Origin of the sequence: Vibrio kyushuensis (genome assembly GCF_050337325.1) — a bacterium.
In the GTDB taxonomy this organism is placed as follows: domain Bacteria; phylum Pseudomonadota; class Gammaproteobacteria; order Enterobacterales; family Vibrionaceae; genus Vibrio; species Vibrio kyushuensis.
In genome coordinates, this window is record NZ_JAKJSV010000003.1 from 99,426 (window position 1) to 114,422 (window position 14,997).

Here is a 14,997-nt window from a genome sequence, read left to right on the forward strand (position 1 = left end):
CTTTTGTTTTTAACAGTTATTAACGCTTTGTACATCAAATATTAACCTTCGTGTTTATGCTGATTTGCAACCACTTTTCGATGACAAACACAGCGCTTTGTTCAAAAAGAAACCGAACGATAGATTTATCTGGATTTATTACAAAAAACTATTGACGGTTTTCGCTCAACTACGCATAATGCGCCCCGTTCCCAACGAGAGTCACATCGAGATGGGAAAGACAATTTGGAAATGGCTACTTAGCTCAGCTGGTTAGAGCACATCACTCATAATGATGGGGTCGCAGGTTCAAATCCCGCAGTAGCCACCATTTCCTAAACGCTTATTTATGTTTAACTAGCATTATGAGTTTTTAGGAAATATTGCGGTCGTGGCGGAATTGGTAGACGCACCAGATTTAGGTTCTGGCGCCGAGAGGTGTGAGAGTTCAAGTCTCTCCGACCGCACCATGTTTAGATTGCTTGTTAGTTTGCTTTGCAAACATAGAGAACAAGAATCATTGTTGGGCTATCGCCAAGCGGTAAGGCACTGGCTTTTGATGCCAGCATTCCCTGGTTCGAATCCAGGTAGCCCAGCCACACTTTAAAGTGGCATTTTTCTTGAAAAAGAGAGTGACACTCGCAGTGAGATTGATTATATTGTCTCGCTCGAAAAGATGGCTACTTAGCTCAGCTGGTTAGAGCACATCACTCATAATGATGGGGTCGCAGGTTCAAATCCCGCAGTAGCCACCACACAACGTCTCGTTGATTTCCAATTATCGACGAAGACTACAAACTCTTGCTTAGAGAATTCTTAATTGAATTAAACAGCAACGCGGTCGTGGCGGAATTGGTAGACGCACCAGATTTAGGTTCTGGCGCCGAGAGGTGTGAGAGTTCAAGTCTCTCCGACCGCACCATATTTAAAGATGGTGTTTATACACTATTTTGGCTACTTAGCTCAGCTGGTTAGAGCACATCACTCATAATGATGGGGTCGCAGGTTCAAATCCCGCAGTAGCCACCATACAACGTTATAAAGATTCTCCAATGTCTTTATAACTATACTCTTCGCTAGAACTTACGTTTTAACAAGAGAAAGCTTTGCTGCGGTCGTGGCGGAATTGGTAGACGCACCAGATTTAGGTTCTGGCGCCGAGAGGTGTGAGAGTTCAAGTCTCTCCGACCGCACCATTATTTCTTATTCCCTAACTCAGTTAGTTGATAAGAACGTGTGATTGACACTGAAACAATCTTTGTTGGGCTATCGCCAAGCGGTAAGGCACTGGCTTTTGATGCCAGCATTCCCTGGTTCGAATCCAGGTAGCCCAGCCACTACAACGTTATACAGATTCTCCAATGTCTTTATAACTACACTCTTTGCTAGAGTAAAAGCTTTGCTGCGGTCGTGGCGGAATTGGTAGACGCACCAGATTTAGGTTCTGGCGCCGAGAGGTGTGAGAGTTCAAGTCTCTCCGACCGCACCATTATTTCTATCGTAAATCCACGTGATTTTCATAGGTATAAATACAAGAAACCAGCTTTTGCTGGTTTTTTTGTGCCTGAAACTTTTTATCATCTATTCCCTACCTCTCCTTCCGTCCAATCGAATTAAAATACAAGTGTATCATCCCTCTCATCGGCTCTATATGACGATTGCTTGCTGATTCAAAGCAGAGTTCAATTCTCCGTTCTATCGTGCTTAAATAAGCTTACAGGCTCATCAACAGTATCAGTACCAATCCACTCTTAGATTCGAATTAGTTCAGCATAAGTAAATCTATAGATTGAAGAGTTAAACATTTTACTTGCCGATTCAAAACAAAAAAATCCAGCCTAAGCTGGATTTTTAGTTCAAGTTTTAAAAACTTGTTAGCTATTGCTTAAGAGAAATTTATCCCAATAAACCTAACGCTGAATTTGGCGCTTGTTTCGCTTGAGCTAGAACTGAACTCGAAGCTTGAGATAGAATTTGTGTCTTAGTCAGTGCAGTTGTTTCTTTCGCAAAGTCTGTATCTTTGATTCGGCTCTTAGACGCATTAACGTTTTCGTTAATGTTATCTAAGTTATTAATCGCATGATCAAATCGGTTTTGGAAAGCACCAAGCTGAGCACGATGACTATCAACAAATTTCAGTGCTGAATCGACAATAGCAACAGACTCTTGAGCACCACCTACAGAAGTAACATCAATCGTATCAACCGTTACAGCCGTTGGGCCACCGATAGCAAGTTCACCTGCAATAGCACCACCGAAAGTAACTGCGCCTTCAACTTTGTTGTTGTCTGCGTACATTTGAAGCTTGCCGTCTTCATCAACTGATGCTTTGATCATATCTTGCTGACCGTTGATGTACGTTGCGAGCTGCTCGATATCATCACCAACTTTCGCATCAATAGCGATGTTTTGTGCGTTACCAAACTTGTCCGTCAACGCGATCGTAAGATCGTTACCACCAGCTTGCACTGACCAGTTTTTATCCTGACCATTTGCTGCTTTATAACTATCACCACCCATCAGCGTATTATCACTACGCATGTTGTTTAGCGTTAGCATAACTGCTTCACCGTTGTCCGCACCAATCTGGAACGATTTGGTATCGAACGTGCCGTTTAGTAGTTTGTTACCACCAAACGAAGTAGTTTCAGCAATTCGGTTTAGCTCGTTGTTAAGAGCGCTCACTTCTTCCTGAATAGCCACACGCTCAGATTTTGAGTTAGAGCCATTTGCAGATTGAAGTGATAGATCACGCATACGCTGTAAAATGTTAGTTGTTTCGTTCATTGCACCTTCTGCTGTTTGTGCAATCGAAATACCGTCATTTGCGTTACGAACCGCAACATCAAGGCCTCGGCTCTGAACGTTCAAGCGGTTAGAGATCTGAAGACCTGCCGCGTCGTCCTTAGCGCTATTAATTTTAAAGCCTGATGATAGACGTTCCATTGATGTTTGCTGGGCGCTATTTGCACTATTCAAATAACGCTGAGCTGTCATCGCAGATACGTTTGTATTTACATTAACCGCCATAGTGGTCTCTCCTATTGATTTTCCGACGAGCGGAAATTTTTCTATCCGAACGGTTTCCGACGTCTCGAAAAACCAATTAGTTCTCTCAAAGTAAACTCTTAGCGACCTTAAAAAGAATTCCTTTAGAAAAAAGAAGAGATTAATATTTTTATTTTACTAAACACACTAGAAACAAGATGTTATAGACAGAATGGAAATTTAAAGCTAAAGAAAGTGGCCGATCGGCCGAGGGGGCATAAGTTATTGATTCACTTATTTTAGGTGTAAAAAGGCTTCAGGCAAGAAAAAGCCCCTTTTCCTTTGAGAGAACCGGGGCTAGTTTGGTTAGCCGGCGCCATGCGGAGATCAAGAGAAATGATCACATTACCGACTGACCGGGGCGCATGTTTATCGTAAGAATAGCTAAGCAGGGTAAATCTGAGAGAGCTTAACATCCAATAATAATCACACTTTGCCTTGGGTTTTACCTATTACTCACGTCTGCGTAACTAGGGTAAAAGTCCAATTACTACTGCAACAACGTTATTGCAGAGTTTGGCAACTGTTTAGCTTGAGCAAGTATTGAAGTACCTGCTTGTTGCAATATTTGAGTTTTCGTCAATTGTGTTGTCTCTTTGGCGAAATCTGTATCTTTAATACGGCTATTCGATGCTTCAACGTTTTCTTGGATGTTTGCCAAGTTGTTGATGCTGTGACTTAATCGGTTCTGCTTCGCACCCAAATCCGCACGTTGTGAATCAACATACTTCAATGCTGCATCAACAATACCTACCGCGTTCTGCGAGCCTGTGACTGTTGTTACATCAATGTCTTTAACCGTGGTATAAACACCAGGCCCACCATTTAGGCCAAGCTCAGTAGCTAGCCCGCCAGAGATCGCTAGATCACCTTCAATATCAGGTTGAGCGACGAAGACTTGAAGCTTACCTTCATCACCAACAGAGGCTTGCACAGCGTCCGTTTGACCATTGATATAAGTGGCAAGTTCTTCGACGTCATCGCCGATCTTACCCATAATATCAACGGTAACTAGCTCACCGTTTTTGTCAGTAAATTCGAATTTCAGATCATTGGCACCGGCCGCGACATCCCAATTTGCATCTTTACCATTCTCAGCAAAGTAAGATTGACCACCCATTCGGAAATCATCTGCACGAATACTGGTCAAGCCCATGATGATCGCCTCACCTGAACTAGCACCAATTTGGAATGAAGCTTCACCAAATGAGCCGTTAAGTAGTCGACGTCCACCGAAAGAGGTAGTCTCCGCAATACGGTTCAATTCATTCTGCAGCGCAACGACTTCTTCGTTTAGAGCTTGGCGCTCAGACGTCGAGTTTGTGCCGTTAGCTGATTGCAATGATAGGTCACGAATACGTTGTAGAATACTCGTTGACTCATTCATCGCACCTTCTGCTGTCTGCGCAATTGAAATACCATCGTTCGCATTTCGCATTGCCACATCTAGACCGCGAGACTGAGCTGTTAGTCGGTTCGATATTTGTAAGCCTGCCGCATCATCTTTTGCACTGTTGATTCGGTTACCAGAAGACAAACGTTCCATTGACGTATTGAGTTCACCGGTGGCCTTATTTAAATAACGCTGAGCGGTTAACGCTGCTACGTTTGTGTTTACTGTAATGGTCATATTTGCTCTCCTAGTGAGTTCGCAAGTGCTTGCGAAGCGGCCAGCTTAATCTCATTTGGAAGCACTGACCGTAATTGCCTTGCTAAACCTGTATAACTACAAGTCTATTAATCTTATGTTCACTGTTAATAAGTTAATACAAGTAATGTGCCAACTTTTTAACCAGTTACCAAATCAAGACCAAGTTGATAAAAATCAATAGCTTGCATTTTTTTACTCACCATTCTCATCTAATTAAACAGAATTAATGGTTGTTTTTCATACGGCATTTGCCGCTAAATTGCCGCCTTCAATAATCAATTTTCAGTGGCGATAAATCACAACTAATGGCACTTACGGCATAGCACGTAAGGCATCAATTAATTAGATGTAATTAAATAGAGTTAAATCTTTTGTTTTTCCGAACGCTTGCTGGGATGCTTGGAGCGCTCTTGAGTTTTCATTAAACTCAATAACGGCTTCTGCATAATCAAGGTCTTCAAAGTTACTCTTTGATTTTGCAAGCGTTAGTTTGAAGTCTTCATGTTGTTGCTCTTGTATGTCGAGGGTGCCAAGCCGCGCGCCAACATCTGTGCGAGCCTTATTTAAGTGAATAAATGCCGCATGAAACTCTTCAGTAATTTGATGTAACTTTGCGGTGCTATCTGCATCAGAAACAGAGTTCTCTGACAGATCCATCGCTTTTTGAAAACTTTCGAATATAGAATATGTTTTTCTAGGCTCAAGGGTAATGACGTCACTCTTACTAATTTGACCTTTTACCTGAATGGTTAACCCCTCATGACGAATACCTGTTGACGGGTTAAACTCGTCAGCTTTAATAACACTGCCATCTTTTTCAAGTTGATAACCAAATTTTCCATTGTTCATATCCACAAAGGTAACTTTGTAGTTTGAAGTGTCATCTGGGTCGATATTGGTTGCTCGTTCTAGCAATAATTCAGACGCATCATTAAGTTGGTATTCAGGCTCGTAATCACCAAAAGGATTATCAATGTCCATGAACAATTTATTACCAGGATCATTGATTGCCATATCCAAGGTGTTCGATACCTTCATTTTCCGCTGATAGTCATCACCGGCGTACGTTACCGTGCCGTCGTTATCACGAAAGAATGGTTGGCTTTTCGGCTTAGTCCCCGAGAAAATATAATTACCAGATTCATCTTGAACATTAACAATATTTAGAAAATTATTAGCAAGCTCTTGTATCTCACGCTTTTTAGCAAAGCGGTCTTCTGACGACAAAGAACCATTGATCATTTCCATCACGGTACGTTTGGCTTCATCAGCGAAGCTTTCGGTATTAGCGATAATGACTTCATGATGCTCCAATCGGTTTCTTACCAATACGATGGCATCTACATATTGCCTTAGCTGCTCCGATTGCTGGCCGACATTTTGAATATAGTGAGTAGCAAGTGGGTTATCACTTGCCTTCATTAGCTTCTTACCAGAAGCAAGCTGAGCTTGGTTGTGATGGATCTTATTCTCTTGGCGACGCAAATCATTTTGCACCGACTGATAGTTATGGAAGCTTGAAATTCGATTTAACATTTAATGGCCTCCCTATCGTAGTGCCAAAATGGTATTGAAGGTATCGTTTGCAGTCTGCATGATTCGTGATGACGCCATATAAGCGTGTTGAAACTTCATCATGTTTGCCGCTTCTTCATCCAAGTTCACCCCGGAAATAGAGGCAATCCGCTCTTGCGCTGCTTGTTTCTCTAGTTGAGACACATCAGCAAGACGGGAGGCTGTCGACATTTTCAAACCAACATCCGTGTTGAGGTTGTGATAGATATCCAACACGGTCGATTCATTATCATTGAGCTTTTTATCTGTTTGAATATTTTGCATTTTTAGCAAGTTGCCGTTGTCACCTTCAGAGGGGACAAGGTTTGCCGTGAACTTATCATTGGCAATTGCACCAGGGCTCAATGTGAAAGCAGTGCCCTTAACAACAACAGGACCTTTGGGCGGGTATTCCTGAGGATCTAATAAGATATTGCCTTTAGTATCAGTTACAGCAAATTGATCACCTTTCGGTGAGACAACAACTTCAAACTCTTTAATATCACCCACTTGTAAGATTTTGAACTTTGCACTGCCTTGTGCGAATGATGTTGATGCTTTGAAGCTTTGAGCAGCTATCGCAGTAGGGTCATTGGTGGCCATTTGCATTTCAGCTGCTGAGTTTCTTGTTGGGCGAATAAGGATTCGCTCACCTGCATCTAAATTCTGACGAACTTCAATTCTGACGCCATCAATTTGCAGTGAGTTACCCGTCATTGGCACAGTCACCCTTTCGCCTGAGGGTCTGGTAATAAAATAGTCACTGCCATTATATTGAAGGGAGTACTCACCACCTTTTAATTGGCTGGTGTCTTCAATAAATACCGCAAGGTCAGCATTGGAGTCAGGTGTTTGAACGACACGTGACTTAGTAAAACGCTCTTCATTAACATCAGAGAATATCAAACCGCCAATGTTGCCTCGCAAATCAAGTCCTTGCGATTGAAGCTTATTCACTTCAAATGAGAATGATGCTGACATGCGGCCTAGCTCATCCATTAAATAGGGAATGTGCTTATCACGCATCTCGAGTAGCGCACCGAGCTTGCCATCGATATCTTTCGTGGTGATCGGTTTAATGGCTTTGCCTTCTACAATAGCTAAGCGGCGTTGGTGTACATCGGGATAGCCATCCATCATTTTTAATTGGCTTGCTTCAGTCCCAGATACCAGCGTATGCCCGTTACCTATGTGAATATTGAAACCTTCGCCACTTTTACGCGAAGTCACCGTCACTTTGGTGAATTCCGATAATTCAGAAACAAGTCTCTCGTGCTGATCCATCAAGTCATTATGTGGCGCGGGCGTTCTCATCATCAGCCGTTGGGTATCTCTTAGCTCTAATGCTAATTGGTTGATTCGCTCGATACCCAAATCAAGCTTTTTATTGGTAACGTCTGACTGCAAACGAATGCTCTCGTGGAAGTCATTAAGGTTATTACTGATCAGGCTGGCCTTTTCGAGCACCACTTTCCGGGTGCCCACATCATTTGGGCTATCAGCTAGCGTTTTAACAGAATCAAACCATTCGTTTAGGTTCTCTGGAATCTTCTTAGATGCGACAGAAGAGAGCATGCTTGAAAGCATGTCTAGATTCTCTTCTGTATCCGTTTTAAAAGCATGACTGGTTGTCGACACATTAAGTTCATTAACGGCAAACTGATCCCAAGAGCGGCGAACTTTTTCCACATGGACACCCATGCCATAGGTTTCACCACCATATTGCCGAGGCGCATTGGTGCCTTGGATAATAGACTGTCGGCTATAACCATCTGTATTGGCATTGGAAATGTTATGCCCGGTGGTATTGAGTTGTCTCTGAGCTGTAAGAACACTTTGTGTCCCTAAATTCAGAAGATCCGACGCCATACTACACTCCAGAAGTTGATGAAAACTCAGTAAATACTGAAACCTACTTCTCTTATTGCAATATATATGCCAGTAGAAAAGAAATGAATGCCATCAGATACAAAAAAGGCTTACACCTTGTAAGCCTCTGTTTTAATTATCAACACTCATATCTACATTTGATCAATGCGTTGTTTAACTCTTAGGATTTTATTCGCGTACTCTGGGTCTGTTGCATAACCCGCTTTGTGGATGCCATGGATAAATTCTTCAGAGCTACCCGTTTTCTGCAACGCAGTGCTATAACGTGGGTTCTGATTCAAGAAGCGAACATAATCATTGAAGCTATCTTGATAAGTCTCATACGAACGGAAAGCCGCACTCTCTTTCACAGGAACACCTTGATGATATTCTAAGGTTTGAGTAGCAACCTTATCACCCTTCCAGCTTCTGTCTGCTTTAATATTAAACAGGTTGTTGCTGCTGCCACTAGAGTTCTGAGTCACTTTTTGACCCCAACCCGTCTCAAGAGCGGCTTGAGCAAGAAGTAACGAAGAATCGACACCAAGCGCTTTAGCTGCTTGTGTCGCATACGGTTTCATTGACGTAATAAAGCTTTCTGGTGAATCAAAAGACGTTGGTTGAGCTTTCGAAACAGATGCAGCAGTAGTTGCTATTGGAGCAGTTTCTCGTAATTCTCGGTTACGCTGAACGTTATTCATTATTTCTTCAAAATTTTCATCTTTGGCAGCAGCAGATGAATTCTCGATCGAGCCAGTACTTAACTGCGCAACGATCATATCTGCTAAACCTAAAGACCCAGAAGCACTAAGCTCACTCGACATTTGATCATCAAGCATTTGACGATAGAACTGCTGGTTTTGACTATCCATAATGCCAGATTCAAAGCCAGCATTCGCTTCTCGCATTGATTTGAACAGCATCGACGTAAAAATCGCTTCAAATTGCTTCGCTGCGGCGGATAACGCTGCTTGATCATCGCCTTCATCGCCGCTTACCGCTTTTTGACGAAGCTTATCTAAGCCTGCAATATCATGAATAAATCCGATGTCGTTGCCGTTGTTAATCATGGTCAATCCTTAAATAATGATCAGTTGACCTTCAATCGCACCAGCTTGTTTAAGTGCCTGAAGAATAGCCATTAAATCAGAAGGAGCTGCGCCCACTTGGTTAACAGCTCTAACCAAATCATCCAAGGTCAAGCCCGGTTCAAACTTAAACATTTTCCCCTGCTGTTCTGTTACCTCGATATCTGTATCTGGAACAACAACCGTTTCTCCACCAAATGGGTTTCCTTGGCTAACATTTAAGTTTTCTTTAATTGCTACGGTCATACCACCATGCGTAACAGCGGCAGGTTTTAAACGAACATGTTTACCAACAACGATGGTCCCTGTACGCGAATTGACAATGATTTTTGCTGAACCATCCGCAGGGTTAAATTCAATATTCTCAACCGCAGATAGAAAAGCAACACGCTGGCTAACATCTCTTGGTGCTCGCACTCTCACAGAGGTTGCATCAATCGCCGATGCCATTTGTGGTCCAAGAAAGTTATTTACAGCATCCGCCATTCGTTGCGCTGTAGTAAAGTCAGATTCAAGAAGATTAAACGTGATGTAGTCACCACGACTGAAAGGAGTTGGGATCTCTCGCTCAACGATAGCGCCGCTAGAAATCATGCCTGCTGTAGGGTTGTTACCAACAATCTTTGAACCATCAGCACCGCTGGCACTAAACCCACTAACGACCAAGTTACCTTGAGCAACGGCGTAAACTTGACCATCTAGACCTTTCATAAAGGTCTGCATCAAGGTTCCGCCTCGAAGACTTTTTGCCGAACCAATCGATGACACGGTGACATCTACTGTTTGGCCCTGCTTAGTAAATGCTGGCATTTCTGCTGTCACGATGACAGCGGCAACATTTTTCGTTTTCGGTTTTGTGCCTGGTGGCAATTGAATGCCAAAGTTTTGCAACATGGCATTGAAGCTTTGGTCAGTAAAAGGGGTTGATTCGCCAGTACCCGGAAGGCCAGTTACCAAACCGTAGCCCACTAATTGGTTACTACGAACACCCGCTATTTGCGAAACATCTTTAATTCGTGCAGCTTGAGCGCTGGTCACGATTAGCATCATGCTGATGAGTAATAGAGAGTACTTCTTCATTTGGTAACCCTTAAACTTTGTAAACGCTGTATCGATTATTAGACTAATTGTATTAATCAGTATTTAGCCAAAAAAACGACTTTCTAATAAAGTTACAAAGATACATTAAAGAATCGTGCCAAGAATCCAGGTTCTTGCATATCTTGATTCGTTCCGGTTCCTGAATACTGAATTCGAGCATTTGAAATTCGGTTTGAAGCAATAGTGTTATCAAAGTCAATATCGTCTGGGCGAATGGTACCACTTAAGCGAATGTACTCATCGCCAGTATTTAAGGTTAACCATTTCTCACCACGAATAATAAGGTTACCGTTAGCGAGTACCTCGATAACTTCAACGGTAATCGAGCCAGATAAGCTGTTACTCTGATTTGCCGCAGCACTGCCACTGAAATTATTATCGTTACTTAAATTGTATGAGAAGTCATAGTCACCAATATTAAGAGGTCGCCCACCAACTTCTAATGGGTCCATACTAGCATCGTTGTTCTTAGACAGATCGGCATCCGAACTTTTTGCTGCTTTGGTCTTTTCATCCAGTGTAACGGTAATAATATCGCCAATGCCGCGAGGTTTAGAATCATCATATAAACTGCTAACCGTATTTAGGTTAAACAGTGAGCCCGTTTCCGCTGCATAGTGCTCTGGTGCATGTTTAGGATGAATCGGCGCCCAAGCGGGATCTCCTGCAAGCGGATCATTTCTGCCACGCAAGGAATCAACCAAGCCTGAGCTTTCTTCTGAAGACTTATCCCCTTCTACTGCATCAACAGTTGTTGTTCCTTGAACAACATCCGGTGTTTCAATGGGTGGATCCATCATCACGCAGCCACTCATTAGTAGAATTGGTAAAACGCTAAGTATGCGAATCATGCTGATAACCTCGTTCTAGGCTAAAGGTAAATTGCTTAAGGTAAATGGCTTAGAGCTGTTGGTTAACAAAGCTCATCATTTTGTCCACTGCTGAGATAACTTTCGAGTTCATCTCATACACACGTTGAGCTTCAATCATATTCACAAGCTCTTCGGTTACGTTAACGTTCGAAGTTTCGAGCATTGACTGCCTTACCGAACCAAACCCATCAAGTCCAGGAACGCCTTCTTGAGGGTCGCCACTTGCGCCAGTTGGTAAGTAAAGGTTTTGACCAATTGGCTCAAGACCACCAGGGTTGATAAAGTCGACTGTGGTGATTTGACCGAGTACTTGGTTATCTTGCTGACCACGGACATTTACTGATACTTCACCATCGGTTCCGACAGTAATACTAATCGCATCGTCTGGAATGATGATTTCAGGCTCTAGCGTATATCCAGCTCCGGAAGTAACAATTGCGCCTTCATCATTGACGGTAAACTGACCATTTCGCGTATAACCGATGTTTCCATCAGGCATTAGGATTTGGAAAAAACCATCACCTTCAACCATCATGTCTAAGCTGTTGGTCGTCGTTTGAGTATTACCTTGGGTGTGGACCTTTTGGGTTGCCACAACCTTTGAACCCGCACCAAGCATTAATCCACTTGGAAGCTCAGTATTTTGAGACGACTGGCCACCGGGTTGATTGATATTCTGATAAAACAGATCTTCAAAAACCGCACGGCTTTTTTTGTAACCTACCGTTGATGCGTTTGCTAGGTTATTTGAAATTGTCGAGATATTGGTTTGTTGAGCGTCCAATCCCGTTTTACTTACCCATAATGCCGGATGCATAACAGTCTCCTTAAATTCTTATTAGCTCATACGAAGCAGAGAGTCGGACGATTTATCCATCTCTTCCGCTGTGCTCATCATTTTGACTTGCATTTCAAACTGTCTTTGCAAGTCAATCAGGCTTGTCATTTCGCCGACAGCGTTGACGTTACTGCCTTCTATAGCGCCTGTGAGCAGCTTTACATTGGCATCCGCTTCGTATGCCGCATTAGGCTCTTTCGAACGAAAAAGACCGTTAATATCTTTGAACAGAGATCGGTTATTGGTTTGAGTTAATTTAATGCGATCGACAATTTCCATGGCATCAGCTGGTGCCCCTTGAGGCACGACAGAAATGGTTCCGTCATTACCTATCTCGACTTTGCTAATTGGAATAGGAAGTGTAATTGGCGCGCCGGTTTCCCCAAGAACAAGATGCCCTGATGCGTTCGTTAATAATCCATTTTGATCGATTTTAAGATTGCCGTTACGGGTTAAACCTTCTTTGCCGGTTTTATCCATTACAGAGATCCAGCCATCACCTTGAACCGTCACATCTAGGTCTCGGCCAGTGGTAATCACACTACCTTGGGCAAAGTTTTGCCCTGGTCGTTCAGTCATACTGAATACACGAGTTGGAAGACCTTCACCGTAAGCCTGCATTGAGCGAGCTTGCGCTAAATCAGCACGAAAACCAGTAGTACTGACGTTTGCCAAGTTGTTTGCTCGTAGCTGTAGCGCTTGCATGTTCTGCTTTGCGCCACTCATAGCGAGGTAAAGAGTGCGGTCCATAATGTGCTCCAATAACCAATGTTCAATTAGTTAAAAGCAATAGACGTGCCAAGTTTTTATGAATGTAAAATCAACGAGTTAGATGGTGACACGAGTTAGAATGGAAGGACTTGCCGTTTGTTGCCGCAGGGGGATGGCAACAATACCAAACCAACATTGCCGTTGGTTTGGTATTTCTGATGATTGCGTAAACGAAATCGTTAACGAATTTGCAGGATATTTTGCTGTAGTTGACTATGAACTTCTAGCGCACGTGAGTTCGCTTGGAAATTACGCTGAGCCGAAATTAGGTCAACTAGTTCTTGGGTCATATCAATGTTAGATTGCTCTAGTGCGCCATTATTGATTGAACCAAATGATCCTTTACCTGATTCACCCCAGATCTTCTCACCTGAGAACTGTGTTGAATCCCACTGAGTTCCGCCTTTCTTATCAAGACCTTGCTCATTGGCAACACGAACCATCCCAACTCGACCTAGAGTGACATTTTGACCGTTAGAATAGGTACCTAATACGCTACCGTATTCGTCAAAATCTATCTTAGTTAGGAAGCCTGTTGTTGCGCCATCTTGGTGTGTCTTAGTAATTTCAAATGGAGCGGCAAATTGAGTCGCACCATCTAAATCAAAACCTAATACCTGAGTACCATCCGCACCATTTAGGTTAATACCTGCGGTTTCGAAAGTGTCAGTCAAAATGTTATTACCACCATTCAGAGCAGCTAAAGTACCATCGTTATTGAACTTCATGGTATGTCCAATATGACCAGTTGGAGATGCAGCATCACCACCAGCAATATTAAGCGGCTTTTCACCTTCCGAATCGGTCACACTGTAGTACTTATTCCACGTGTTAGGTTGAGTCATGTCTTTCAAGTAGTAAGTAGATAACTTGTAAGATTGGCCCATCGAATCATAGATAGTGGTTGAAGTTGAGCGGTTATAAGTGTCCGGGTCACTAATATCAAACAACGCTGGATCTTTAAGGTCGCCGTTAGCTGGTAAGTTAGCCCCGACCTCAATCGCACTGGTTTGCTTAGGTTTACCAAACTCGGCAGGGATATCAAGTGGTTCAGGCTCATACGAAAGAACTTCACCAGTATCTTTATTTACTTGATACCCAAGAAGGTACTGATCATTGGCATTAACAATGTAATTGTCTTTATTTAAATGGAATGCACCGTTTCGTGTCATTTCATTTTGTTGCGGTGCCATTCTATCTTTTGTCACGGCGAAAAAGCCCGTTCCCGACACTCGCAAATCCAGTGGGTTATTAGTATAAATACTCGACCCTTCATGGAACTGCTGAGCAACCTTGTTTGCCTGAACACCTTTACCTGGAGTGGTTTTAGCGTTAGTAAAGATTGAGGTTGAATAAACATCGCCGAACTCTGCACGAGATTCTTTAAAACCAAACGTGTTGGCGTTGGCAATGTTATTACTGGTTGTATTCAAATCTAATTGAGAAGCGGATAAACCACTTAATGATACATATGACATTCCAATATCTCCTATCTAGCTAGCATCGTTATGCTTTGCCAACTTCCAGTACTTCAGCAAGTCGAACTGGCGATTCAAAACCAGCTAGATTGAGCAGTACGTTACCATCACCTTTACCGAGAAGTACGCTATTCACGTTCGCATAAGTTGATACTTCAAACTCGCGATTTTCTCCATCTAGCAATCCAGAGGCTCTCACCTTGTATTTGCCACCCGGCAATGGGTTACCGTTATCGTCGTTACCGTCCCATTCAACTTTGCTGTCGCCAGTAGGTTTAGCCCCTACTTCGAATGTACGCAGCAATTGTCCTGCTTCATTTTCAATACGAACAAATAAGTTCTCTACTGATTGAGGAAGCTTAACCATTGCCGACATTGCAGCGCCGTCGTCTTTCACCCCAGCAGCTCCTGGTACCAATACATCTCGGCCAACCAAAGAGGATGCTTGTAGAGCTTGGTTTGATGTCATCGAAGAATTCAAACTCTCAAATTGAGTGTTCATTTTTCCGATACCATCAACGGTTGCAAATGAAGCCATTTGCGCAATCATTTGATCATTACTGACCGGCTTAAAAGGGTCTTGTTGAGCCAGTTGCTTGGTGAGTAGTGATAAGAAGTCCTCTTGATTCAGATCTTGCTTACCACCTGTTTCCTCAGGCTTCTTCTGGTCTTGAAGTGATTTAAGCTGATCAACATAGGACAAGCCGCTTTGACCAACGTTATTTATTCCAGCCATTCGCTACCTCCT

General features: G+C 42.9%; 11 protein-coding genes and 9 tRNA genes. 9 read left to right on the forward strand and 11 right to left on the reverse strand.

Going from position 1 to position 14,997, the window contains the following annotated elements; translation table 11 throughout:
- Positions 1–233 precede the first annotated feature (233 nt).
- From L4D20_RS06935 to L4D20_RS06975, 9 genes are all read left to right on the forward strand, one after another.
- Positions 234–310: transfer RNA gene (locus L4D20_RS06935), tRNA-Met, on the forward strand.
- A 54-nt stretch (positions 311–364) separates the two neighbouring features.
- Positions 365–449, forward strand: a tRNA-Leu gene (locus tag L4D20_RS06940).
- A gap of 54 nt (positions 450–503) precedes the next feature.
- A tRNA-Gln gene (locus L4D20_RS06945) sits at positions 504–578 on the forward strand.
- 79 nt (positions 579–657) lie between these two features.
- Positions 658–734: transfer RNA gene (locus L4D20_RS06950), tRNA-Met, on the forward strand.
- Positions 735–816: 82 nt separating this feature from the next.
- Positions 817–901 (forward strand) — tRNA-Leu (locus L4D20_RS06955).
- 30 nt (positions 902–931) lie between these two features.
- A tRNA-Met gene (locus tag L4D20_RS06960) sits at positions 932–1,008 on the forward strand.
- Positions 1,009–1,090: 82 nt separating this feature from the next.
- A tRNA-Leu gene (locus L4D20_RS06965) sits at positions 1,091–1,175 on the forward strand.
- Positions 1,176–1,241: 66 nt separating this feature from the next.
- Positions 1,242–1,316 (forward strand) — tRNA-Gln (locus L4D20_RS06970).
- A 67-nt stretch (positions 1,317–1,383) separates the two neighbouring features.
- A tRNA-Leu gene (locus tag L4D20_RS06975) sits at positions 1,384–1,468 on the forward strand.
- Positions 1,469–1,875: 407 nt separating this feature from the next.
- On the opposite strand, the gene L4D20_RS06980 is transcribed toward L4D20_RS06975, so the two are convergent.
- The 11 genes from L4D20_RS06980 to flgD all read right to left on the reverse strand — a co-directional run bounded on the left by L4D20_RS06980 (position 1,876) and on the right by flgD (position 14,985).
- Entirely contained in the window at positions 1,876–3,009 is a 1,134-nt protein-coding gene (locus L4D20_RS06980) for a flagellin (protein WP_428800865.1), read from the reverse strand.
- Positions 3,010–3,517: 508 nt separating this feature from the next.
- Complete coding sequence (locus L4D20_RS06985; protein WP_428800866.1) at positions 3,518–4,657, reverse strand: flagellin; 1,140 nt, start codon at positions 4,655–4,657, stop codon at positions 3,518–3,520.
- A gap of 363 nt (positions 4,658–5,020) precedes the next feature.
- Positions 5,021–6,214, reverse strand: a complete 1,194-nt coding sequence (gene flgL, locus L4D20_RS06990; RefSeq protein WP_428800867.1) for a flagellar hook-associated protein FlgL — start codon at positions 6,212–6,214, stop codon at positions 5,021–5,023.
- A 12-nt stretch (positions 6,215–6,226) separates the two neighbouring features.
- Positions 6,227–8,101 (reverse strand): flagellar hook-associated protein FlgK, encoded by a 1,875-nt coding sequence (gene flgK, locus L4D20_RS06995; RefSeq protein ID WP_428800868.1) that lies wholly within the window; start codon positions 8,099–8,101, stop codon positions 6,227–6,229.
- 152 nt (positions 8,102–8,253) lie between these two features.
- On the reverse strand, positions 8,254–9,171 hold the full coding sequence (gene flgJ / locus L4D20_RS07000; RefSeq protein ID WP_428800869.1) for a flagellar assembly peptidoglycan hydrolase FlgJ: 918 nt from the start codon (positions 9,169–9,171) through the stop codon (positions 8,254–8,256).
- Between the two features lie 9 nt (positions 9,172–9,180).
- On the reverse strand, positions 9,181–10,269 hold the full coding sequence (locus tag L4D20_RS07005) for a flagellar basal body P-ring protein FlgI (RefSeq protein ID WP_428800870.1): 1,089 nt from the start codon (positions 10,267–10,269) through the stop codon (positions 9,181–9,183).
- 92 nt (positions 10,270–10,361) lie between these two features.
- On the reverse strand, positions 10,362–11,141 hold the full coding sequence (gene flgH / locus L4D20_RS07010) for a flagellar basal body L-ring protein FlgH (protein ID WP_428800871.1): 780 nt from the start codon (positions 11,139–11,141) through the stop codon (positions 10,362–10,364).
- Positions 11,142–11,190: 49 nt separating this feature from the next.
- Positions 11,191–11,979, reverse strand: coding sequence for a flagellar basal-body rod protein FlgG (gene flgG, locus L4D20_RS07015; protein ID WP_428800872.1), 789 nt, complete (start codon positions 11,977–11,979; stop codon positions 11,191–11,193).
- Positions 11,980–12,000: 21 nt separating this feature from the next.
- The gene (locus L4D20_RS07020) at positions 12,001–12,750 is read right to left on the reverse strand and encodes a flagellar basal body rod protein FlgF (RefSeq protein WP_428800873.1); all 750 of its coding nucleotides are present in this window, start codon (positions 12,748–12,750) and stop codon (positions 12,001–12,003) included.
- Between the two features lie 200 nt (positions 12,751–12,950).
- Positions 12,951–14,249: a flagellar hook protein FlgE gene (gene flgE / locus L4D20_RS07025; protein WP_428800874.1), complete on the reverse strand. Its 1,299-nt coding sequence runs from the start codon at positions 14,247–14,249 to the stop codon at positions 12,951–12,953.
- Between the two features lie 28 nt (positions 14,250–14,277).
- Positions 14,278–14,985 (reverse strand): flagellar hook assembly protein FlgD, encoded by a 708-nt coding sequence (gene flgD / locus L4D20_RS07030; RefSeq protein ID WP_428800875.1) that lies wholly within the window; start codon positions 14,983–14,985, stop codon positions 14,278–14,280.
- Between the last annotated feature and the right edge of the window lie 12 nt (positions 14,986–14,997).